The organism is Bacteroides celer (assembly GCF_002632415.2).
Lineage (GTDB): Bacteria > Bacteroidota > Bacteroidia > Bacteroidales > Bacteroidaceae > Bacteroides.
Genome location: NZ_CP178209.1, coordinates 5,837,649 through 5,860,756, shown reverse-complemented (window position 1 = coordinate 5,860,756; position 23,108 = coordinate 5,837,649). Strand labels below are relative to the sequence as shown.

The 23,108-nt window shown below is 41.1% G+C and carries 15 protein-coding genes; 6 read left to right on the top strand and 9 right to left on the bottom strand.

Annotation, left to right across the window (positions count from 1 at the left end; all coding sequences use genetic code 11):
• Entirely contained in the window at positions 1 to 1,233 is a 1,233-nt protein-coding gene (locus tag CJF29_RS23275; RefSeq protein ID WP_074560456.1) for a nucleoside recognition domain-containing protein, read from the bottom strand.
• 73 nt (positions 1,234 to 1,306) lie between these two features.
• Complete coding sequence (locus CJF29_RS23270) at positions 1,307 to 3,151, bottom strand: RagB/SusD family nutrient uptake outer membrane protein (protein WP_081352738.1); 1,845 nt, start codon at positions 3,149 to 3,151, stop codon at positions 1,307 to 1,309.
• Positions 3,152 to 3,825: 674 nt separating this feature from the next.
• Between CJF29_RS23270 and ruvB the strand changes: the two genes are divergently transcribed.
• The 5 genes from ruvB (at position 3,826) to CJF29_RS23245 (ending at position 10,742) form a co-directional block, all read left to right on the top strand.
• Positions 3,826 to 4,857 (top strand): Holliday junction branch migration DNA helicase RuvB, encoded by a 1,032-nt coding sequence (ruvB, locus tag CJF29_RS23265; protein ID WP_004298040.1) that lies wholly within the window; start codon positions 3,826 to 3,828, stop codon positions 4,855 to 4,857.
• 62 nt (positions 4,858 to 4,919) lie between these two features.
• Positions 4,920 to 5,696: a dienelactone hydrolase family protein gene (locus CJF29_RS23260; protein WP_004298042.1), complete on the top strand. Its 777-nt coding sequence runs from the start codon at positions 4,920 to 4,922 to the stop codon at positions 5,694 to 5,696.
• Positions 5,697 to 5,726: 30 nt separating this feature from the next.
• The gene (locus CJF29_RS23255) at positions 5,727 to 7,223 is read left to right on the top strand and encodes a polysaccharide biosynthesis C-terminal domain-containing protein (protein WP_004298043.1); all 1,497 of its coding nucleotides are present in this window, start codon (positions 5,727 to 5,729) and stop codon (positions 7,221 to 7,223) included.
• Between the two features lie 2 nt (positions 7,224 to 7,225).
• Positions 7,226 to 8,581 carry a TIGR00341 family protein gene (locus CJF29_RS23250; protein ID WP_004298044.1) on the top strand — a complete coding sequence of 452 codons (1,356 nt, stop codon included), beginning with the start codon at positions 7,226 to 7,228 and terminating at the stop codon, positions 8,579 to 8,581.
• Between the two features lie 19 nt (positions 8,582 to 8,600).
• Positions 8,601 to 10,742, top strand: coding sequence for a S46 family peptidase (locus CJF29_RS23245; protein ID WP_004311915.1), 2,142 nt, complete (start codon positions 8,601 to 8,603; stop codon positions 10,740 to 10,742).
• Between the two features lie 28 nt (positions 10,743 to 10,770).
• On the opposite strand, the gene CJF29_RS23240 is transcribed toward CJF29_RS23245, so the two are convergent.
• Positions 10,771 to 11,637 carry a DMT family transporter gene (locus CJF29_RS23240; protein ID WP_074560328.1) on the bottom strand — a complete coding sequence of 289 codons (867 nt, stop codon included), beginning with the start codon at positions 11,635 to 11,637 and terminating at the stop codon, positions 10,771 to 10,773.
• A 143-nt stretch (positions 11,638 to 11,780) separates the two neighbouring features.
• Here CJF29_RS23240 and CJF29_RS23235 point away from each other — a divergent pair, with 143 nt between their 5' ends.
• Complete coding sequence (locus tag CJF29_RS23235; protein ID WP_099146096.1) at positions 11,781 to 14,438, top strand: glycoside hydrolase family 78 protein; 2,658 nt, start codon at positions 11,781 to 11,783, stop codon at positions 14,436 to 14,438.
• Here CJF29_RS23235 and CJF29_RS23230 read toward each other — a convergent pair.
• The 6 genes from CJF29_RS23230 to CJF29_RS23205 form a co-directional block, all read right to left on the bottom strand.
• On the bottom strand, positions 14,432 to 14,671 hold the full coding sequence (locus CJF29_RS23230; protein ID WP_249364165.1) for a sugar-binding domain-containing protein: 240 nt from the start codon (positions 14,669 to 14,671) through the stop codon (positions 14,432 to 14,434). The genes CJF29_RS23235 and CJF29_RS23230 overlap by 7 nt on opposite strands.
• Positions 14,672 to 15,196: 525 nt before the next feature.
• The gene (locus CJF29_RS23225; RefSeq protein WP_004324227.1) at positions 15,197 to 17,131 is read right to left on the bottom strand and encodes a DEAD/DEAH box helicase; all 1,935 of its coding nucleotides are present in this window, start codon (positions 17,129 to 17,131) and stop codon (positions 15,197 to 15,199) included.
• Between the two features lie 115 nt (positions 17,132 to 17,246).
• Positions 17,247 to 18,314 carry a tyrosine-protein phosphatase gene (locus CJF29_RS23220; RefSeq protein ID WP_099146109.1) on the bottom strand — a complete coding sequence of 356 codons (1,068 nt, stop codon included), beginning with the start codon at positions 18,312 to 18,314 and terminating at the stop codon, positions 17,247 to 17,249.
• 163 nt (positions 18,315 to 18,477) lie between these two features.
• The gene (locus CJF29_RS23215; protein ID WP_099146095.1) at positions 18,478 to 19,947 is read right to left on the bottom strand and encodes a glycoside hydrolase family 125 protein; all 1,470 of its coding nucleotides are present in this window, start codon (positions 19,945 to 19,947) and stop codon (positions 18,478 to 18,480) included.
• Positions 19,948 to 19,981: 34 nt separating this feature from the next.
• Entirely contained in the window at positions 19,982 to 21,145 is a 1,164-nt protein-coding gene (locus CJF29_RS23210) for a glycoside hydrolase family 76 protein (protein WP_099146094.1), read from the bottom strand.
• A gap of 214 nt (positions 21,146 to 21,359) precedes the next feature.
• Complete coding sequence (locus CJF29_RS23205) at positions 21,360 to 22,976, bottom strand: DUF6377 domain-containing protein (protein ID WP_074558862.1); 1,617 nt, start codon at positions 22,974 to 22,976, stop codon at positions 21,360 to 21,362.
• Between the last annotated feature and the right edge of the window lie 132 nt (positions 22,977 to 23,108).

The following is a 23,108-nucleotide window of genomic DNA, read 5'->3' as shown; positions in this document are numbered from 1 at the left end:
TTAAAAGAAAAATAAATAACTGATTAAGATAGCGGCTATGATACCCGAGAAGTCTGCTATCAGACCGCAAGTCACTGCATTACGAGTCTTGGTTATACCCACACTGCCGAAGTAAACGGCCAGAATGTAGAATGTGGTATCTGAAGCTCCGCGTACTACGCAACTCATACGCCCTACAAATGAATCCGGTCCCAGTTCTTTCATCGTATCGATCATCAAGCCGTTGGCACCGCTACCGCTAAGCGATTTCATCAATGCAGTAGGCAGTGCCCCTACAAAGCTCGTGTCAACTCCGCATGAGCCTACTATGTAGCCAATGCCTCCCACTAGAAAATCCATAGCTCCCGAAGTGCGGAACACGGCGATTCCTACAAGGAAAGCAACCAGATAAGGTATGATACGTACAGCTGTCGTAAATCCTTCTTTAGCTCCCTCTACAAACGAATCGTATACATTGATTTTTTTCCTGACTCCCGTCAGAATAAACAGGATAATGACACTGAATAGCAGAATATTCGCTATCAATGTAGAATAAGTACCCATATCCTCTCGTGAAACGCTTAGGAACAGATAAATCAAACCGGAAAAGAAAAGGCAGATAACGCCCATTAAAATGAGAATAGGCTTATTGATTAAGTTTATCTTTTGAGCGATGCTGACTGCTATGACTCCTACTAAAGTTGAAATGAAAGTACTTAGCAGGATAGGGATAAATACATCTGTAGGCTGTGCAGCCCCCATTTGTGCACGATATACCATGATACTGATCGGAATGATGATAAGGCCGGATGTATTAATCACCAAAAACATAATCATCGGATTGGAAGCAGTGTCCTTTTTCGGATTCAGATCCTGTAGCTCTTTCATAGCTTTCAACCCCAGCGGGGTGGCGGCATTGTCGAGACCAAGCATATTGGCGGACATATTCATGAAGATGGAGCCTAACACCGGATGCCCTTTAGGAATGTCCGGAAACAGACGGCAAAGCACCGGACTAAGAAAGCGGGCCAGTGCATTAATCAATCCGCTGTTCTCGCCGATTTTCATGATACCCAACCAAAGGGCCAGTACACCCGTAAGTCCTAGCGATATCTCGAATGCCGTTTTGGAGGAGTCGAACGTAGAGTTCATGATAGCCGTAAATATCTCCGTATCTCCCAGAAAAATCACTTTTACAAGGGCGATAATAAAGGCGACGACAAAGAATCCTATCCAAATGTAATTTAGAACCATAATCAGAGATACTTAATTATTAATATCAAACAAATAGAGCATTAATATTTGGTGGGGTAAGATTGGCGAGCCTTTACATATATCCAGGATTTTGTATTAAAGTCGGGCATGAAACTAGCTCGATTTGTGGAATAGGAAGTAAAAGCTCATATTCCTTACAACCAGTAGTTGATATGGCGGTTTTTGTCCGTTTCAATGTGCCCCAATAACCGTATTCAAGCCCTATTGTCGATAACCATTCGTTGAGTAGAGAACTTATATCAGTATCTTTTGCTTCTTTTTTTAATAGATTGATGTGTGCGTAGGAATAAATCGGATAGAAGTCTCCTTTTCTTAAGAATCGGTTGAATAATGACCCCGTATTGGAGTAAGAAAGTAATGACAGACTGAAAATAGTGGATTGACCATTTTTACTATAGATAGCTTCTGTTTGTTCTCCTGCAAATTCATCCCATTCTGCTTGATTAAGGAGGTTGATAGCTTCTGTTTTCTTACCTTGCAGAAGTTTAACTTCAGCTGCTAGTGCGAGAGCAGAGTAATATCCCATTCTACTTTTTCCTCCTTTTTCTTCATCAAAGGTAACGGATAGATTCGGTAATATTCCGTTTAATTCATTATAAACGAAATCAAGTATTTCATTCTGCTCTTTTTGTATGTATTCTACCTCTGGTGTCGAAAGGGGAATTGTTACTAAAGGAATATTTCCCCATAACAGAGTCATATTATAATAGACAAATGCACGTAAAAGCTTTACTTCTGTTATGTAGGTCGATACATCAATATTGGAATTATATTGCGACAAAGCTTCAATCATAAAGTTGGCGTTGTGGATACATTGATAACCGGACTTCCAGAGATCTGATATATAGCGGCTGTCAGTATCTAAACGTAGGTTATAGAGATTACTTGCTGTTATTTTTTTGGTTCTAATTGCCTCTACAGTTAGCTGAAGAGTGGTAAAATCTACTAGTTTTGCATATATGCCGTCGAGAGCGTTTTGGATAGTTGTTGCGTCTTGGAAAATGTTTTCTTCTGTCAATTGGTCGTCTGGAATAACTTCTGTGAATGCATCGTTTTCATCCAGTACTCCGTCACCGTTGCGATCTACATATTGGCTAAAGTCCTCTATGGAGATAGTTACGCCTTTTCTAGTATAATGTTCTTTCATCTTCTTTACGATGCTTTTGGGGTTAATATTATATTGTCCCGATTGCATTTCTTGACGGATATTGGTATCGGTGATTGTTCCGTTACGGGCAAAATCGGTACTAAACTTGGATATAAGTTCTGAAAATCTGGCTTCTGATTGGCGATATAATAGGATGGACGAGATGGCTAACAGTATTTTTGCATTATCATTACCATCCATGAGGGAGATGTTTTCAGGACTATCGATTTTATGGGTGATAGCGAAACATGCTAATAATTCTTGCTCTGCCTGCTTCTTGGCATCTTTGAAAGATTTTCCGTCTTGCACTAGTTTTTTTACACGACCGAATTCCAGGTGAGTGATTAGGTTAACATTTACCATTCCTTTTTCACTCAGATCTACTAAGGCGTTTAATGTAATGGGAGCACGAGATTCTTCTCCCTCTGTTTCATTGTAGAAATATCCATTAGTCTCCAATTCTGCATATTGACTACTCAAAGCGAGAGAGGAGTCGAATGAAAACTCTCCTAAATCGTTTGTTGTATTTGTTTTATAACTCTTTCCTGTCTGTGAAAGATTATTGTTAAGTTCGTATAAAATGACTTTAGAACCTTGAAGGAATGGTCCCTTTTCCAGCTTTCCCGTAATTTGCCCTTTTGCGGTAAAGTCGTCTTCTTTTTCATCATTGCTACTGCAAGCAGTGAGGTTAAGGCATACTGATACAATAGCCATTACGATAAGCCATGTTTTTCTTTTTAATGTTTTCATTTGTAATCTAGTTAAAAATAGAATGATACAAAGGTAGGTAAAAGATTGATTTGTCTCTGTTTTCTTTATTATTTTCTAGGGAAACCGCACTAAAATATTCATTTCTGACGGTTTTGAGCTAAACGAATGCATGCCTCGCCACCGTATCTCCGTCAGGTGTACCAATAAAACTTTTTTAATTGCCCAAACAAATTATCTTTATTGCCTAGTCAGATTATCTCAATTAGCTACTTTTACTTCGTTCCACTATAGTGGAACGCAATAGTAACTATAGTGTCCCTTACGTTCCACTATAGTTTCCCGCAAAGAACACTATAGTGGAACGAAGTAAAAATAGCAAGTGAAACGAATCCGGATAGGCAAACGGATAAATAGAAATGCCTAATAGAAATCATTTCCTATGAATAGACGATTCGACTCATTCCCGCACGGTTTAGCTTAAAACGCACAGATTTGAATAAAATTTGGTGCGGTTGCCTTAATTGATTTTCTTTATGTTATTTTGAAATTACTTCTTGTATATAGAGCTTTGGGGCATAAAATAAAATAGGTAATTTTTATAAATAGCCCTTCGGTCATCACCATTCGGATACCGATTGGAGTTTTTTCTTCGTCTTTCTTATACTGAAAATGAATGTAAATCTCTATCTTTGTCTCCTACTTTCAAGAAATAAATGGAACAGGAAGATTTTAACATACGCGAACATCAGCTTACTTCAAAAGAACGGGATTTCGAGAATGCACTCCGTCCGTTAAGCTTTGAAGACTTTAGCGGTCAGGACAAGGTGGTGGAAAACCTTCGCATTTTTGTGAAGGCGGCACGCCTGCGTGGCGAAGCACTCGACCATGTGCTGTTGCACGGCCCTCCCGGATTAGGAAAAACAACTCTTTCGAATATTATTGCTAACGAATTAGGAGTTGGCTTTAAAGTCACTTCCGGTCCGGTACTCGATAAACCGGGTGATCTGGCAGGAGTGTTAACCAGTCTCGAACCGAACGATGTACTTTTTATCGATGAAATTCATCGGTTGTCGCCTGTGGTGGAGGAATATCTTTATTCGGCCATGGAAGATTACCGCATCGATATTATGATCGATAAGGGACCTTCGGCACGCAGCATCCAGATAGATTTGAATCCTTTCACGCTGGTTGGTGCAACCACACGTAGCGGTCTGCTGACGGCTCCGCTTCGTGCACGTTTCGGTATTAATCTTCATTTGGAGTACTATGATGATGATATTTTGAGCAATATCATTCGTCGTTCTGCGTCCATACTGGATGTGCCTTGTTCGGTACGTGCAGCATCGGAGATCGCTTCCCGTAGCCGCGGAACGCCCCGTATTGCCAATGCCTTGCTCCGTCGGGTACGTGATTTTGCGCAGGTGAAAGGCTCCGGTTCTATCGATACGGAGATCGCCCAGTTTGCATTGGAAGCACTGAATATTGATAAGTACGGCCTGGATGAGATAGACAACAAGATACTTTGCACCATTATAGACAAATTTAAAGGTGGTCCGGTAGGTATCACTACCATTGCCACGGCTTTGGGAGAAGATGCGGGAACCATTGAGGAAGTTTACGAACCTTTCCTGATAAAAGAAGGATTTATGAAGCGTACTCCCCGTGGACGTGAGGTGACCGAACTTGCCTATAAACATTTGGGAAGAAGTCTTTATAACAGTCAAAAAACGCTGTTTAATGACTAACATAAAGCGTCATGTGACAAGTGGTATTAACGGTATAAAAGAACTTTATAAAGCATAGTTGGATGATGAAGCAATGGACTACTTTACTTGTTTTTCTCTTTTTGAGCTTGTCTTTATCGGCTCAACAGGAATATGGGAGGGATATTTTTGTCTCTTCTAAAGGAGACTCTTTACCTTATCGGATGATTCATCCCGAATCGGTGAAGCCAGGTGAAAAGTATCCGCTCGTACTGTTTCTGCATGGAGCCGGCGAACGGGGAAATGATAATGAGAAACAGTTGACTCATGGTGGACAGATGTTTCTTAATCCGGTCAATCAAGAGAAGTATCCCGCTTTCGTTCTAATTCCACAGTGTCCGACAGACGGTTACTGGGCTTATACAGGACGTCCGAAGTCGCTTATCCCTACAGAAATGCCAGTGGGACAAGAGATCAGTCCTATATTGCAAACGCTTAAACAGTTGCTCGACTCTTATCTGGTAATGCCCGAAGTGGACACACAACGGGTTTATATTATCGGTCTTTCAATGGGAGCGATGGGAACGTATGATTTAGTCGTGCGTTATCCGGAGATTTTTGCAGCTGCAGTTCCTATTTGCGGTACAGTCAATCCAAGTCGGCTATCGGTTGCCAAGGATGTGAAATTTCGTATCTTTCACGGAGATGCGGACGATGTAGTTCCGGTGAAAGGTTCTCGCGAAGCGTATAAAGCACTGAAAGCTGCCGGTGCAGATGTGGAATATATTGAATTCCCCGGTTGTAATCATGGGAGCTGGAATCCGGCTTTCAATTATCCCGGATTTATGGATTGGTTGTTCAAACAAAAGAAGAAACGTTGAACCAATCTGAATGATAATTACTAATAAAACATGGCTGGACTAAAATCATTAGCTAAAGATACGGCAATTTATGGGTTGAGTAGTATTGTCGGACGGTTCCTTAACTACATGCTGGTGCCTTTGTACACAGCGGTATTGCCGGCTTCCACCGGAGGTTATGGAGTTGTTTCAAACGTATATGCGTTTACAGCCCTGATGCTTGTACTGCTTACGTTCGGTATGGAAACGGGATTCTTCCGTTTTGCCAACAAATCGGGAGAAGACCCGATGAAAGTATATGCCAACTCCTTGTTATCGGTAGGAGGGGTATCTTTGATTTTTGTTTTCCTTTGCTTGTTATTCCTGCAACCCATTTCCAATTTACTGGATTATGGCGATCATCCGGAGTTTATAGCGATGATGGCTGTTGTGGTAGCTTTAGACTCTTTCCAATGCATTCCTTTTGCCTATTTACGGTATAAAAAGCGGCCTATTAAGTTTGCTGCTATCAAACTGCTCTCTATCGTTGGTGGCATCGGTTTGAATTTATTTTTCCTATTGGTGTGCCCGTGGCTGAATGTACATTGTCCGTCAACGATCTCCTGGTTTTATGATCCTGATTATTTAGTGGGATATATTTTTATTAGCAACCTGATTATCTCGGTTGTTCAGATGTTCTTTTTTATCCCGGAACTGACGGGGTTTGCTTATAAGTTGGACCGGGTATTGCTGAAACGAATGGTCGTATATTCTTTCCCGGTATTAATCTTAGGTTTGGTAGGTATTCTAAATCAGACTGTGGATAAGATGATCTATCCGTTTCTTTTTGAAGACCGGCAGGAAGGGTTGGTGCAATTGGGTATCTATGCAGCAACCAGTAAGATTGCGATGGTGATGGCAATGTTTACGCAAGCTTTCCGTTATGCTTACGAACCGTTTGTTTTTGGCAAAGACCGAGAAGGAGACAACCGGAAGATGTATGCCGCTGCGATGAAGTATTTCCTTATATTTTCCTTGCTGGCTTTCCTTGCTGTCATGTTCTACCTCGACTTGTTGCGTTATCTGGTGGCAAGGGGTTACTGGGAAGGTCTGGGGGTAGTAGCCATTGTAATGCTTGCAGAGATCTGTAAAGGGATCTATTTCAATCTTTCCTTTTGGTATAAACTGACGGATAAAACCTATTGGGGGGCCTATTTCTCGGTGATTGGTTGTGTTATTATTGTTGTATTGAACATCCTGTTTGTGCCGGTTTACGGTTATCTTGCTTCGGCATGGGCTTCTGTTGCGGGCTATGCAGTCATCTTGTTGCTATCCTACTGGATAGGACAGAAAGAATACCCGATTCATTATGACTTGAAGAGCCTCGGACTTTATGTTCTGCTGGCAGCGGTACTTTACGTTATTGGAGAGCAGGTTCCTATCCCTAATATAGTGCTCCGTCTCGCTTTCCGTACCGTACTCTTATTGCTGTTTATAGCCTATATTATCAAAAAGGATTTACCATTGAGTCAGATTCCTGTTATTAATCGATTTATAAAGAAGAAATAACTATGAAGACAGATGAACGTAATAAGTTTGCTATCAAGTCCTTTCTGGGAGAATATCTGGACTTGAGAAAAGATAAGGATAACGAACTGGCCACAGTGGATTCTATCCGTAAGGGGGTAGAGTTCAAAGGTGCCAATTTATGGATTTTGATTTTTGCCATCTTTATGGCATCACTCGGATTGAATGTAAACTCTACCGCCGTAATCATCGGTGCCATGTTGATTTCTCCGTTGATGGGACCTATTATGGGGGTGGGACTGTCTGTCGGACTGAATGACTTTGAATTAATGAAACGCTCTTTGAAGAGCTTTCTCATAACGACCGCTTTCAGTGTGACTACGGCAACAATCTTTTTCCTTCTTGCTCCTATTGCCGGTTCACAGTCAGAGTTGCTGGCACGTACATCGCCCACTATTTATGATGTATTCATCGCGCTTTTTGGTGGTTTGGCAGGTGTGGTAGCTCTCTCTACCAAGGAAAAAGGGAATGTGATTCCGGGTGTTGCCATTGCTACTGCATTGATGCCGCCGCTTTGTACGGCAGGCTACGGACTGGCTTCCGGTAATCTCATTTATTTCCTGGGTGCTTTTTATCTTTACTTTATCAACTCTGTTTTTATCAGCCTGGCTACTTTCCTCGGTGTTCGTGTGATGCATTTCCAACGGAAAGAGTTTGTGGATAAAACCCGTGAGAAGACCGTACGTAAATACATCGTTCTAATTGTAGTGCTTACCATGTGCCCTGCAGTTTATCTGACATTTGGAATTATAAAGAGCACTTTCTATGAAGCAGCAGCCAATCGTTTTATAAACGATCAGTTGAGTTTTGAGAATACGCAGGTACTTGATAAGAAAATTAGCTATGACCATAAAGAAGTACGGGTTGTTTTGATTGGCCCTGAAGTGCCTGACGCTTCGATATCTATTGCTCGTAGCAAGTTGAAAGAGTATAAGCTGGAAGATACGAAACTGATTGTATTACAGGGGATGAACAATGAAGCGGTAGATGTATCTTCTATCCGTGCCATGGTCATGGAAGACTTCTATAAAAACAGTGAGCAACGGCTTCAACAACAGGCGGTGAAAATTTCCCAACTGGAGACAACACTGGAGCAATACAGAACGTACGATGCTATGAGTCGTACATTAGTACCCGAATTGAAGGTACTTTATCCTTCCATCACAACTCTTTCCATCGCTCACTCGCTCGAAGTGCGGGTCGATTCGATGAAGACGGATACGGTAACATTGGCTGTCCTTAAATTCGCCAGACATCCGTCTGTTGCTGAAAAAGAGAAAATCAGCGAATGGCTGAAAGCCCGCGTAGGAACGAAGAAGTTGAGGCTGATTACAGAATAATGAATCTAAAAATAATAATATGAAGTTCAGACTAACCGTCTTGATAGTCTTTTCTCTCTGTCTGTCAAATGTATTTGCCGATGAGGGAATGTGGTTGTTGGGAAATCTCCGAAAGAATAAACAGACTGACCGGGTAATGAAAGAACTTGGTTTGCAGATGCCTGTGAATAAAATATATGATCCGAAGAAACCATGTCTGGCAGATGCTGTTGTCAGTTTTGGAGGCTTCTGTTCAGGAGTGGTGGTTTCTGAAGACGGTCTGGTGTTTACTAATCATCATTGTGGCTTTAGCAGTATTCAGCAACATTCTTCAGTGGAGCATGATTACCTGAAAGATGGCTTCTTTGCACGTAGTCTTGAGGAAGAACTGCCGAATCCGGAATTGTATGTTCGTTTCCTGCTTCGTACGGAAGATGTTACTAAACGCGTATTGTCTGCCGCCCGGCATGCTAAAACGGAAACAGAACGCCGTGTGGCTGTTGATTCGATTATGAATGTAATCAGTATGGAAGTCTCCGAAAAGGATTCTACATTGACTGGTATTGTAGATGCTTATTATGCAGGGAATGAATTCTGGCTTTCTGTTTATCGTGATTATAATGATGTCCGCCTGGTTTTTGCACCTCCTTCTTCTGTCGGGAAGTTCGGATGGGATACGGATAATTGGATGTGGCCGCGTCATACGGGCGATTTCAGCGTATTTCGTATCTATGCTAATGCCAAGAATGGTCCGGCGGATTATTCTCCTGAAAACGTCCCTTATCATCCCGAATATGTAGCACCCATTTCTTTGGATGGATACAAAGAAGGTTCTTTCTGCATGACGCTTGGCTATCCGGGCAGTACGGAACGTTACCTTTCGTCGTATGGTATCGAAGAGATGATGAATGGAATCAATCAGGCAATGATTGATGTACGGGGAGTGAAACAAACCATCTGGAAACGGGAGATGGACCGTCGTCCGGATATTCGCATTAAGTATGCTTCAAAATACGATGAAAGCTCCAATTATTGGAAGAATAGCATCGGAACGAATAAAGCCATCAAGCATTTGAAAGTGTTGGAAAAGAAGCGGGTGGCTGAAGCAGAGCTTCGTAACTGGATTCAGTCTCATCCGGAAGAGAGAGAGAAACTGATTCGTTTATTTTCTTCTTTAGAGTTGAGTTATAGTAATCGCCGTGAAACCAATCGTGCGTTGGCTTATTTCGGTGAATCGTTTATAAATGGTCCCGAGTTAGTGCAGCTCGCTCTTGAAATTCTCAATTTCGACTTTGAGGCGGAAGAGAAGTTGGTGATAACCCGCATGAAAAAGTTACTGGAGAAGTATGATAATCTCGATCTTTCCATTGATAAGGAGGTTTTTGCTGCCATGCTCAAAGAGTATCAGTCGAAAGTGGATAAAAAGTTTCTGCCTGCTATGTATGAGAAGATAGATACGCTCTACAACGGGAATATTCAGACCTATGTAGACTCTTTGTATGCAACTTCCAATATAACGTCTCCTAAAGGCTTAAAACGCTTTCTGGAGCGAGATACTACTTATAATCTCATAGAGGATCCGGCTGTTTCCTTAAGTCTGGATTTGATTGTGAAGTATTATGAGATGAATCAAAGCATTTCCGAGGCTTCCGAGCAGATAGAGGAGGGGGAGCGTTTGTTCAATGCAGCCATGCGCCGGATGTATGCTGATCGTAATTTTTATCCGGATGCCAACTCTACCATGCGGCTTAGTTTCGGAACGGTTGGAGGATATACTCCTTTTGATGGAGCCACTTATGATTACTACACAACCGTGAAAGGCATTTTTGAGAAAGTGAAGGAACATGCGGGTGATATTGACTTTGCCGTTCAGCCGGAGTTGTTGAGTTTGCTTTCTTCCGGTGATTTCGGAAGATATGCCAATGCGCAGGGAGATATGAATGTTTGTTTTATCTCCAACAATGACATTACAGGCGGTAATTCCGGCAGTGCCATGTTTAATGCCAAAGGAGAATTACTAGGCTTGGCTTTTGATGGCAACTGGGAAGCAATGAGCAGTGATATCGTATTCGAACCAGATTTGCAGCGTTGCATCGGGGTAGATGTGCGGTATATGCTCTTTATCATAGAGAAATACGGTAAGGCAGCCCATCTTATTCAGGAATTAAAAATGGGTCGATGAAGTAAATATTCCGATGAAACCGCATTTTTTATCGTTTTAATATAATAACGATTACGGCAGCGATAATCAGTGCAATACCTACACCAATGCTTGTGGTGAAGGCTTCCCCGAAAAGAAAGATACCTACACATACAGCAGTTACCGGCTCCATAGCTCCCAACACAGAGGTGAGTGTGGAGCCGATGCTTTTTACGGCTCTTACTAGAGCAAGATTAGAAACTACGGTAGGGATTAAAGCTAATAGAATCAAGTTGCCGGCAGTATGCCATTTGCTGATGGGTTGAAGCTGGCTGATGGTTTCCGTTCCGATAAAAAGGAGAATACCTCCGAAAAGGAATACGTAGAAAGTAAGCAGTAGCCCCTTCATCTGTCCAATTTTTAGTTGGCTCATTGTGACGAGATAAAGCGCATATCCGAGTGCCGACAGAAGAACAATGAAAAGTCCCAGGAAAGAAAAGCTTCCCGTTTTTGTATCTCCGCCGGATAAGAAATAAACTCCTGCCACTGCGGATGCAATGGCAGCGATCCGCCAGCCGGACTTCTTTTCTTTAAAGAAGAGCATCATGATTAACGTGGTAAGCACCGGATACATGAAATGAATAGTGGTGGCAACTCCGCTAGCCATAAACTTATATCCCCAGAACAGGAATACGGCAGACATTAAATAAAGAAGCGCAAGAAGAAACAGGGAAGGAATGTCCTGCCTCTTGATGCGAAATGATTGACCATTCACCAATAAGATTCCGCCTAACGCCAGACAGGCAAACAGGAAACGATAGAAAAGTATAGATTCAAATTGCATCCCTGCTTGCATGGCAGGAATGGTAAATAGAGGGATAAGTCCAAAAGAAGCCGATGAAAGTACCCCATATAGTAAACCATTAACTTTATTCATAGTCAAGTATATATTCGGGCCGCAAAGATATAGCTTTTTTGAGGCAAGTAGATAAAGCGTCCATACAATATTTTTCGTAAATTAGCACGCGATGTAAATATGGCATCCGATTGAAAGAAAATACAAACTAATTTTTGGATAAAATGAAACGATTGACACTATTACCGGGATTACTATTTTTAATGCTGCAAGCAGCATTTTCACAAGAGTCAGGCAGCTGTAAACCAGTGAATCTGGTTTGTGACTATTTGGTGAATCCCTTGGGAATAGATAATCCTGCTCCCCGGTTATCATGGATGCTGAATGATGCTCGAAAAGGAGCACGACAAACAGCCTGTCAAGTCATCGTAGACAAAGACTCTCTTGAATTGATTGCAGGGAAAGGAACTATCTGGGATTCGGGCAAAAAGGACTCCGAACAGATTCTGATTACCTATTCCGGACAGGAACTTCGTCCTTTTACCAAGTATTATTGGAGAGTGAATGTATGGGATAAGGATGGAGTGAAATCTTCTTCGGATATTAATAGTTTCGAAACGGGCATGATGGGGATGGAACACTGGCAAGGGGCTTGGATTAGCGATAACAAAGATATTAATTACCGTCCTGCTCCCTATTTCCGGAAAGTGTTTGATGCACGAAAGAAGATACGGTCGGCAAGGGCATATATTGCCGTAGCAGGTTTGTATGAACTGTATATCAATGGTGAGAAGATTGGAAACCACCGGCTGGACCCGTTATATACCCGGTTTGACAGGCGTAATTTCTACGTCACTTATGATATTACTTCCCAAATACAGAAAGGGAAAAATGCGATTGGTGTGTTGTTGGGCAATGGATGGTATAATCATCAGTCAATGGCCGTGTGGGACTTTCATCGTGCACCTTGGCGTAACCGTCCTGCTTTCTGTATGGATGTGCGGATTACTTATGAGGATGGTTCCGTTGAAGTCGTTTCTACGGAGCGGGACTGGAAAACTTCATCCGGCGCATTGATCTTTAATAGCATTTATACAGCCGAGCATTACGACGCCCGTTTGGAACAGAAAGGCTGGAATACCGTGAACTTTGACGATTCTAAATGGAATGGAGTAGGATATAGGGCTGTTCCTTCACAGAATGTGGTGTCACAACAAGTGCAGCCGATTCGTGCAGTAGAAATGATCCCCGTAAAAACCTGGAAGAAACTTAATGACACAACGTATGTATTCGACTTTGCCCGCAATATGGCAGGAGTCACCCGCATTAAAGTGTCCGGGGAAGAGGGAACTGTGGTGAGGTTGAAACATGGTGAGCGGTTGTATGACAACGGACGAGTAAATACGTCAAATATTGATGTGTATCATCGCCCGGTAGACAACTCCGATCCTTTTCAAACGGACATCCTCGTTTTGAGTGGAAAGGGAGAGGATGAATTTATGGCACGATTCAATTATAAAGGTTTCAGATACGTGGAAGTAACAAGCACTAACCCCCTTGTATTGAATGAGAATAGTCTGACTGCCTACTTTGTGCATAGTGATGTTCCGCAGAAAGGGACGATTCATACTTCGAACGCACTTATCAACCGTCTTTGGTGGACAACAAATAATGCCTATTTGTCCAACTTGATGGGGTATCCTACCGACTGTCCCCAGCGTGAGAAGAACGGATGGACAGGCGACGGTCATTTTGCTATTGAAACGGCATTATACAATTATGACGGTATCACTGTTTATGAGAAATGGCTTGCCGACCATAGAGACGAGCAACAGCCCAATGGTGTACTTCCCGATATTATCCCTACAGGAGGCTGGGGATATGGTACGGATAATGGACTGGATTGGACAAGCACTATTGCCCTTATTCCATGGAATATTTATATGTTTTATGGCGATCATAAACTGTTGGCAGACTGTTATGAAAATATAAGGCGGTATGTAGACTATGTGGATCGCACCAGTCCGACCGGATTGACCTCATGGGGAAGAGGAGACTGGGTGCCTGTTAAATCACATTCTTCCAAGGAACTGACCTCTTCTGTCTATTTCTATGTGGACACCAAAATACTTGCCAATGCCGCAAAGATGTTTAATAAAACGGAAGACTATAAATATTATTCTGCTCTTGCCAATAAGATAAAGAACGCGATTAATGACAAGTTTCTGAATAGAGAAACGGGCATTTATGGTAGCGGCGTTCAGACGGAACAGAGCGTTCCTTTGCAATGGGGCATTGTTCCCGAAGAGTTGAAGAGAAAAGTAGCCCGGAATCTGGCAAAACAGGTGGAAGCAGCCGGCTTTCATTTGGATGTAGGTGTGTTGGGGGCAAAAGCTATATTGAATGCGTTAAGTGAGAACGGTGAAGCTGAAACGGCTTATAAATTAGCTGCACAAGACACTTATCCATCATGGGGCTGCTGGATTGCCAATGGTGCTACCACATTACTGGAGAACTGGGATTTGAACGCCACACGTGACATATCGGACAATCACATGATGTTTGGTGAAATTGGAGGATGGTTTTATAAAGGATTGGGTGGAATCTTCCCTGACCCCGAAAATCCCGGATTTAAACATATTCTCCTTCGGCCTAATTTCCCCAGTGGATTAAATGAGTTCGAAGCCAGATATCAATCACCTTATGGGGAAATCTGCTCTAAATGGGAATGTAAAAAGAACCGTATTGTCTATCATGTAACTGTTCCGGCAAATAGCACTGCTACCTTTTATGCACCCGACAATGTGAAAGGAGAGCGTGCAGTAAATTTGGAAGCAGGAAAACATATCTTGGAATTACCTATAAAGAGAGCTGTTTATTGAATGTCTTTCGATTGGTAATCCCGGTTGCTGTTTACCCAGATGTAAAAAACAGCTTCTACACCATTGAAACGGATGAATATATCTCTCCCCTTCCATGAATCGGGCAGAGTGAAATCCCTCCGATAGCTACCTACCGGATTGGGCATGGAAGCGAAAGTATAATCTGCCGGACGAGGCTGGATGACATTGGGCCACTGCACTCCTTTGCTATAATCGCAGAATGGATAGATCACGTTACAATAGAGAGGTTTGTCCCAATTTCGTGCTTTTGTGTAGCTGCTTTATAACTAATAGATGGAGTGTTTTGAAATAAGAACTTGATAAACGACTTTTTATTTTGTATCTTTGTGATCAGAAAAGAAACTTATTGATTGGAAATTATGTGTATGAATAGTATAATATTAGAACAGAGTTGCCGACGATTTACCTCTCTTTAGAAGAAGAGGAAATTTATTATATACTAAAGGTTGCAGACTTTTGATGAGTTTGCAACCTTTTTTGTTGTATAAAATTGAACTGTTTGCAGTAGATATACTTCTTATCGTTTTTAATAAATAGGAATACCGTTTATTAAAAACGATAAGAAAGTTTATTAGAAACACAAAAGTAGATTCTGTATGAATAGTTGTCTTTTTTCAATAAGATAGAATAGGGATAATGTTGTTCCTTCTCATTAGAATGTCAAGATGGTAATTAGTTGTAACATAAAGACCTCTGACTAATAATGTACAAATCTACGGATTATGCTTGCTTCATATTTATTTCTTCTTAGGTTTTCTACGTGCCCATCCTTCTTCGCTGAAGTCAGGTTCTTTATCTTTAAAAAACTCTTGCCAGTCATCTTTCTTTTTCGGACCGCGAGCATCAGAGTATCCTCGCTCAGCACGACTAGGCTTATCTTTTTTTGTTGACTTTGAGTCTTTTGCAGAAGCATCTTTCGGTTTTCTATCCTTATTTTCATAGCGCGGTGCACGTTCGTCGCTTTTGCCGCCGAATCGTTTACCTCCCTTGCGCTCATTTGAACCGTTTTCACGTCCTTTTCCGTTTTCTTCACCGGCACCGGCAATCTCAACAACTACCTTGCGTCCGTTCCATTTAGCCCTATTCAGCGCCTTGATTACATTTGTCGCTTCCTTTTCCGGCACTTCAAAGAAAGAATAGTTCTGCATTAGGTCAATACGTCCCAACTCAATACGTCCTCTTGTGTTACTATTTAGTAGTCCGATAAGATCGCTAGGGAAGAAACTGTCTGTTTTACCCAAATTGATAAACAGGCGGTTAAAGCCCGGTGCAGCTTGGCGGCTTCTTTTTTCGAAACCACCTTCTTTGCGGTCACCCCGTCCGGTACGTTCTCCTCTGATGTCAGTCGGTACTTCTATTTCTGCACGGTTGCGATAATACTCGGCGAAACGGTTGAATTCGTGAGAAACCATTCGTTTAATCAGGTCCTCTTTGCTCAACCATTCCAGTTTACGGTAGATTTCCGGCATAAAGTCAGCAATCTCTTCCTCGTTTACTTTTACTTTTTCGAGATCATCAATAACCTTAATCAGTTGCTTCTGACAGATACCTGCTGCGGTTGGCATTTCTCCGACAATGAATTTTTTGCTGATAATCCGTTCAATTTCTCTCATCTTTCCTTTTTCACGGAGGTTGATGATGGCAATGGAAGTTCCTGTTTTTCCGGCACGTCCTGTACGTCCGCTGCGATGTGTATAACTCTCTGTATCGTCTGGTAATCCGTAATTGATAACATGCGTCAGATCGTCTACATCAAGTCCGCGGGCAGCCACGTCAGTTGCCACGAGTAGTTGCAAGTTGCGGATGCGGAATTTCTGCATAACAGCATCCCGTTGTGCTTGAGAAAGTTCACCATGCAAAGAATCGGCATTGTAGCCTTCTTGCATTAATTTGTCGGCAATTTCTTGAGTTTCTTTACGGGTACGGCAGAAAATAATACCGTATATTTGTGGGTAGTAATCGACGATACGCTTTAAAGCTTCGTATTTGTCTTTAGCCTGTACGGTATAAACAACGTGTTTAACGTTGTTGGTACTTTCATTCTTACGGCCAATAGTGATTTCTTTCGCATTGCGCAGGTAATTTTTGGAAATGCGTGCGATTTCCGGACTCATTGTTGCGGAAAACAATAGGGTGTTGCGCTCCTGCGGTACATCAGCCAGAATGGCGTTGATGCTTTCTGTGAATCCCATATTAAGCATTTCGTCGGCTTCATCCATTACCACATTGTGGATGGTAGATAGAGATACGGTTTTGCGCTCCATCAGGTCCAGCAGGCGTCCGGGGGTAGCTACAATGATGTGTACCCCTCGTTTGAGGCTGCGTATCTGGCTGTCAATGGAAGAACCACCATATACAGGTAATACTTTTAGTCCGTCAATGTATTTGGAATAGTCATTCAAATCTCCTGCTATCTGGAGACAAAGCTCGCGGGTAGGGCAGAGGATAAGCGATTGTGGAATTCTGTTTTTTACGTCAATCTGTTGGAGCAAGGGCAAACCGAATGCGGCTGTTTTACCTGTTCCTGTCTGTGCAAGAGCTACTACATCATTATTTTCTCCTAAAAGGTACGGAATCACTTCTTCTTGTACCGGCATGGGATTCTCGTATCCCATTTCTTCAATTGCTCTACGTATCTCCGGAGAAACGCCAAGCTCTTCAAATGTCTTCATTAAATCTCTGTATATCTTTTATTTCGGCTGCAAAGATAGTTAATTTAGTTGATAATGAATGATTGATAGTAGATAATTATTATAGACGCCACCCTATTTTATCACTTATCAACTATTAATTATCAGTTAATAAGATGCTGCGTAACTGTTCAATTTCTTCTGCAGAAAGTCCGATTCCCTTTTTCAGATAGGTCTGTACGCTCCCGTATTCAGCCTCAATCTGTTCTTTGGCAGCGTTCAGGAAATCTTCTTTTGCAGAGTAGATGGTTGTAATGGCTTCTTGCGAATTGACCGATAACTTATATGCATATTGAGAAGCTTTGGGAATATTAAAATAGTCATTACTCAAACGATAGTCTTCCATAATGACGTCTTCGTTGACTCCAAGAGCGGCAAGCAATAAGGCGGAAACGACCCCTGTACGCCCTTTCCCGGATGTACAATGAATCACAACCGGATAATGAGTACGGTCGAGAAGGACGGTGAACAGCTTTTTGAATTCCTTTTGGTAGTTTATAACTAATTCCCGATTCATTTGTTCTACCAAACGATAAATAGTGTCACTTTTTATCTTCTCTTCCTGAATTCCTTGCAGAATTTCTTCCATGTTCCCTGTGAGAATAGGGATATGTATGATATTAAATTCATCATCATGCAATTGCGGGTAGTTGTGGCGTTCATTTTCAGAACGTAAGTCTATGATTGTCCGTATCCCCATATTCTTAAGTTCCTGGCGTGAGCAGGGAGGAATGCTGTCTATTTGTGCGGAACGGTATATCATTCCCCAGCGAAGAGATTTGCCAGTACCGGCAGATTCATATCCTCCTAAATCACGGAAATTCTGTATGCCGGGGATGTTAATGTTGCGGGTGGCCACTTTAACCCGGTATTTGTTATTAAATACCATCAAGTAGTAATAACGTTGAGACGGATCGTTGGTTACGATTGTCATTTTACCACTGGAAATGTTTGCCATTGCAATGGAAGAATCTTCCGGAATAGCTTCAGGAGAAGTAGAGGTGTATACTTTTACCTGTCCTTTTAATACCGGTGCTGTTTCCCATTTGATAATACAGTTTCCTACGTTATTTTCTTCACATACCACAGATATAGCAGGTGATGTGCCAGAACATGATGGGAGCACTAATAAAACAGTAAGCCAGCTTAACAGGTTTCTATACATAGTTTCTTTGCCTTGAATCGTATACTGCAAAGATAAGAATTACCCGAAGATGTGGTAATTCCTTTGCTATAATTAGCCAAAGTTAATAGTAATTTACGTGTTAAAAAAGGGCGCTTCTTCGTTATAGAAGAGCGCCCTGAATGAGAAGTAACCTAAGTTTGCTTTATTGAATATTGTTCAATAGATCTATTTTTCCTTCGTTGACCAACTTTAAAATGAGCTCACCAAATAAGGTGTTTTGCCATGCAAACCAGGCGCGTGTGAAGTTTTTAGGGTCATCCTTATGGAAAGATTCGTGCATGAATCCTGTTCCTGCATCTGTATCCATCAGCATTTTTATGCAAGACTTAATTTCCTGGTCGTCCTGACTGGTGAATGCCTTCATCATGATACTCATAGGCCATATCATATCATAACCGATGTGAGGTCCTCCAATACCTTCTCCTGCCTTTCCTTTGAAGAAGTAGGGGTTGTCTTTGCTCCATACAAAACGACATGTGTTTTGATAAATAGGATCGTTGATGTCTACATCTCCCAGATAAGGCATTGCCAGCAGGCTTGGTACGTTGGCGTCGTCCATTAAGAGATGATTTCCGAATCCGTCTACTTCAAAAGCATAGATTGTACCATATTTAGGATGATTGTAAGTTGCATATTCTTTTAATGCGGTTTCTACTTCTTGTGCCAAATCTGTGCACTGTTTCGCCAGACTGGTGTTTTTGTTTACAACATTCAGAATTTCCGCAGCTTTCTTTAGAGAAGAAACAGCGAAGAAATTAGACGGTACGAGGAACTGTAAAGTGGTTGCATCGTCAGACGGACGGAAGGCTGAAACAATGAGTCCGACAGGATTTACAGGAGCACCTAGACCGTTATTGTTTAATGTGTCGAGTGCGCGTTCTGTCTTACGCTGGAATTTATAGGGACCCACTCCCTCTTTGCGCTGTTGTTCCTTGAAAGTTGTCAGTATGTTGGCGATGGCCTGTATCCATTCATTATCAAAGATGCTTGCATCACCGGTTTCTTTCCAATATTGATAGGCCAGACGTAATGGATAACATAAAGAATCTATTTCCCATTTACGTTCGTGCAGTTCCGGTTTCATATCGGTCAGGTCGGACATCCAATCTCCTCCCACAGCCCCATCATTGAAAGCATTGGCGTATGGATCGATATTTATACATTTAAATTGTCTGCGTATTACTCCTTCGAGCATTTTCTTCAATTCCGGGTCTTTATTCGCTAATTGTATATAAGGCCAAACCTGTGCTCCTGAGTCACGTAACCACATGGCATGGATATCTCCTGTGTAGACGAAAGTATCAGGCTTACCGTCTGTTGTACGGTAATGAACTGTTGTCTCAAGGGTATTTGGAAAACAATTCTCGAACATCCATGCCAATTTTTGATTAGTAAGTAACTTTTTCACCCTGATGATTTCTGCTTCCACGGCTTTTGATGTAAAAAGACGCTTGTTTACGGGTGGACGATTACTTTTATAAGCGGCAATTTCAGCTGCTTGATTGACCACATTGGTATGATCCTTAGCCAGGATAAGTTCTGTAGCTTTGGCAGGACCTCCTATTAATAGGGTGGTCGTGATGATACATATTCCGATGTTTCTTTTCTTCATATCTCTATTGTTTTAAGAGGGTTATTAAAAGTGATTATTGCAAATCGATTCCGCCTAGTCTTCCATACATTTCTATGAAAGCAGCTTGTGTCAAGAGCCATTTTTTCTCGTTTTTATCTGTGCCGCTCCAATCTGTATGGAACAGTCCCCGTTCATCTCTGGCATGATGCCATGCGTAATCAAGACTTTTCTGGAAATCGGTTAGATAGGTCTTGTTATGGTCTATTTGATAAAGTTCAATAAAGCCTCTAAGCATAACTGCTGTGAACCAGATATTTCCTTTTTTCAGTAATTGAAATGTTTGCCCGTTTGGAGAGGTAAAATGAGTGAAAAAGTGTTTATGACATGCTTCTGCTATATTTTGTGCATCTTCCAGATAACTTTTCTGTTTGGTAATTTGATAGAGTAGGGCAGCTGCCTGCATCATTTGTCCACTGTTATAGGCAAATTTGGCACGACCGATTTTCTTGTTGAGTGAGATGTTGTCAAAGTATAGATGATCTTTTGAGTCTTCCAGGTTCTTTTTAGTCCATTCGTATAACTCTTTTCCTTCTTTTAAATAGGCATCATCTTGAGTAGCTTGAAATAGTTTGAGAGCGAATACGGCTCCCGGTGCATTAGAACAAGTATTTTTAGATTCCTTCTTTTGTTCGCACCAGTAGACTCCTCCGCCGAGTATGTCATCTTTACCACTAAGGATAAACTTCCATATTAGTTTAGCTTTCTCCAGATAAGCTTGTTTTCCTGTCATTCGATAAGAATCGGTAAAATCGATACCTAACCAGACGTTATCATCATAAAAACGATCGGAGAGAGGTTGGCTGCTGATATAAGATGAGTAAGCGCATGGTTCCCTTCGTGTGTCGAAATACTCTTCTAATCCGGGTAGTACTTTGTTTTCCAAAAGTTTTTTATACTTCTTATTTTCAGTGCTCTCCAGTAGTGCATTTACCGCAGAGAACGTGCCCGAATACGGCCAAAGGTAGGAATATTCATTGCGTCTTTTTGCTTGTTCTTCTGATGCCAGATAAGTTGCCTTATTGTCTTGGTCAAAAGGATAATTCTCACGTAACAGACAAGTGTTGGGTGCTGCATAGTTTTGGTAAAGAGCATCCAAAGTTTGCTGTGCTTTTTCTATGTTAGGATTTGCGTTTGCAATGGTGAAAGCACAAATAACATTAAGTAATAGGCCGTTCATAATTTTTTATTTAAGTGGTGTTTATATAAATAGTAATTTGAATGAGTTCGCAGGTTTTATTGTGACTCTACAAAAATACCTTATTTCGGTTACTTTTTAAATGGGGAGTGAGCAGATTGTAAATGATTGTTTGGGGTATGTTGTTGATAATCAGAGAATTTTTGATCGGAGAGTCTCTGATAAATGTAAATGATGCTGTATGATTAATACACTGTTATTCCCGGATTTGTTGTCCGATTCGAGCTACTTTTTCTTCAAATTCATTCCGGTCTCCATTTGCTTTGATCCGCATTTTTGAGCGGTAATTATAGATGGTCGATAATGAGTACTGTAAGAAATGAGCTATTTTCACACTGTCTGTAATTCCCAGTCGGATAAGTGCGAAGATCCGTAATTCGGGTGTTAAGAGTTTGCCGGGTCCTGGAATGATTGCATTTTCCGGTAAAAGCAATGCGTTAAAATCTTCGACGAAATTCGGAAAGAGATTCAGGATTGCTTTGTCGAAGTTATTATAAAATTCAGCCAGATCTTCTTCTGTATTGAGAGAGGAGTGGAGGAAAGAGGTTACTTTCTTTATATCTTCACTTTTGGCTATTTTGAGTGCTCTTTTCTTAAAATTGGCAATTTTACTGATATAACTGGTATATTGTTCCATATACAGCCCTACATATTCTTCTTTGATTTTATTGTTATCTGCCAATATTGAGTTCATTTGTTGTATTTCGTAAAGATGATAAGACAAACTCTCATTAGCTTGTTCCACTTTACCTTTTTGTTTTTTCAGTTGTACGGACAGGATGAATAGCAGAATGCAGACAATGCATAATGCAATGAGCAATGCCGTTATGATGATAAATTTATGTTTCTCCTTTTCTTGAAATGCCTTATCTATGAAAAGATACATATCTGAGGCTTCGATGGTGTTAATTCTCGCATTGCATAGGATAGCGTCCTCCATTGCATTTTTCATATATTTAGATGCCCGGTCTATATCCCCACTCTCAAAGATCAGCTTGGCTAATATTTTTAAAGAGAGATTTTCTCTAGCTCCATTTAATACATCAGAAATGGCGGATATTGCGAAATATTTAATCGTATTTTCACGGTCATTTTTACCTTGATAGGCAGATGCCAGAGAATATGCTATGATTCCGGCATTTCTTGAATAGGGTGTATAACTTTGATAAGTGCTGTCCAGTATATGAATAGCATCATCATACTTTTTATGGAAAAGAAGAGTCGGTGCAGTTATAAAAGCTCGTACGTTTGATGGGACTTCTTTGCATTGGAGCAGCGAATCGCGATATATTTGTGCTATCAGATCATTTTCTTGTGAATCGTCCTCGTTGGAAGCAAAAGCTTTCTGGTGATTGTAGATCGTGACTTGTCCGAGAAAATATTCAGCTTTGAGTTTAGGAGATAGTTGCTTTTGTTGCATCGAATTGGTAATTGCCAAAGCTTCTTTGAAAAAGCCCATCGAAGATAATATTCTTGAATAATCCAGTTTAGCTTCAATTAAAAGTTCTTTGTCATTACTTTCTTGAGCGAACCTGTTCATGTGGATGGCATAGGCTAAAGCGGAATCTTTTTGGAAAGATGAATACTCAAAACAAAGAGACTGTGCTGTCCCAACTTTCTTTCGAATATCCCTGGATTGTCTTAATATTATTTTCAGGCTGTCTATCTGTCTTTGCTTTTGTTGGGTATAACGAGCTTTGTTTTGTAGAGATTTATCTAATACTTTTAACAATGTTTTTACTTCATCGTTTGCTTTTGCTGGTAAACTGATGAAGATAAAGATTATCAATAGAGGTAAAATAAATCTTTTCATATATTAAGTAAGATTGCTTATTGAATATGGTTGTTTGCAAAGATAAGGAAATCCATATTAAGTTAAGGTTGACAGATTAACTTAATATGGATTTTATGAAAATAGGGATTTCGCTGGATGAATTACTTATAT

What these genes read in the sequence shown, in the direction of transcription:
- CJF29_RS23275 (WP_074560456.1), bottom strand. Translation starts at nt 1,233, where the DNA reads ATGGTTCTAAATTACATTTGGATAGGATTCTTTGTCGTCGCCTTTATT.
- CJF29_RS23270 (WP_081352738.1), bottom strand. Translation starts at nt 3,151, where the DNA reads ATGAAAACATTAAAAAGAAAAACATGGCTTATCGTAATGGCTATTGTA.
- ruvB (WP_004298040.1), top strand. Translation starts at nt 3,826, where the DNA reads ATGGAACAGGAAGATTTTAACATACGCGAACATCAGCTTACTTCAAAA.
- CJF29_RS23260 (WP_004298042.1), top strand. Translation starts at nt 4,920, where the DNA reads ATGATGAAGCAATGGACTACTTTACTTGTTTTTCTCTTTTTGAGCTTG.
- CJF29_RS23255 (WP_004298043.1), top strand. Translation starts at nt 5,727, where the DNA reads ATGGCTGGACTAAAATCATTAGCTAAAGATACGGCAATTTATGGGTTG.
- CJF29_RS23250 (WP_004298044.1), top strand. Translation starts at nt 7,226, where the DNA reads ATGAAGACAGATGAACGTAATAAGTTTGCTATCAAGTCCTTTCTGGGA.
- CJF29_RS23245 (WP_004311915.1), top strand. Translation starts at nt 8,601, where the DNA reads ATGAAGTTCAGACTAACCGTCTTGATAGTCTTTTCTCTCTGTCTGTCA.
- CJF29_RS23240 (WP_074560328.1), bottom strand. Translation starts at nt 11,637, where the DNA reads ATGAATAAAGTTAATGGTTTACTATATGGGGTACTTTCATCGGCTTCT.
- CJF29_RS23235 (WP_099146096.1), top strand. Translation starts at nt 11,781, where the DNA reads ATGAAACGATTGACACTATTACCGGGATTACTATTTTTAATGCTGCAA.
- CJF29_RS23225 (WP_004324227.1), bottom strand. Translation starts at nt 17,131, where the DNA reads ATGAAGACATTTGAAGAGCTTGGCGTTTCTCCGGAGATACGTAGAGCA.
- CJF29_RS23220 (WP_099146109.1), bottom strand. Translation starts at nt 18,314, where the DNA reads ATGTATAGAAACCTGTTAAGCTGGCTTACTGTTTTATTAGTGCTCCCA.
- CJF29_RS23215 (WP_099146095.1), bottom strand. Translation starts at nt 19,947, where the DNA reads ATGAAGAAAAGAAACATCGGAATATGTATCATCACGACCACCCTATTA.
- CJF29_RS23210 (WP_099146094.1), bottom strand. Translation starts at nt 21,145, where the DNA reads ATGAACGGCCTATTACTTAATGTTATTTGTGCTTTCACCATTGCAAAC.
- CJF29_RS23205 (WP_074558862.1), bottom strand. Translation starts at nt 22,976, where the DNA reads ATGAAAAGATTTATTTTACCTCTATTGATAATCTTTATCTTCATCAGT.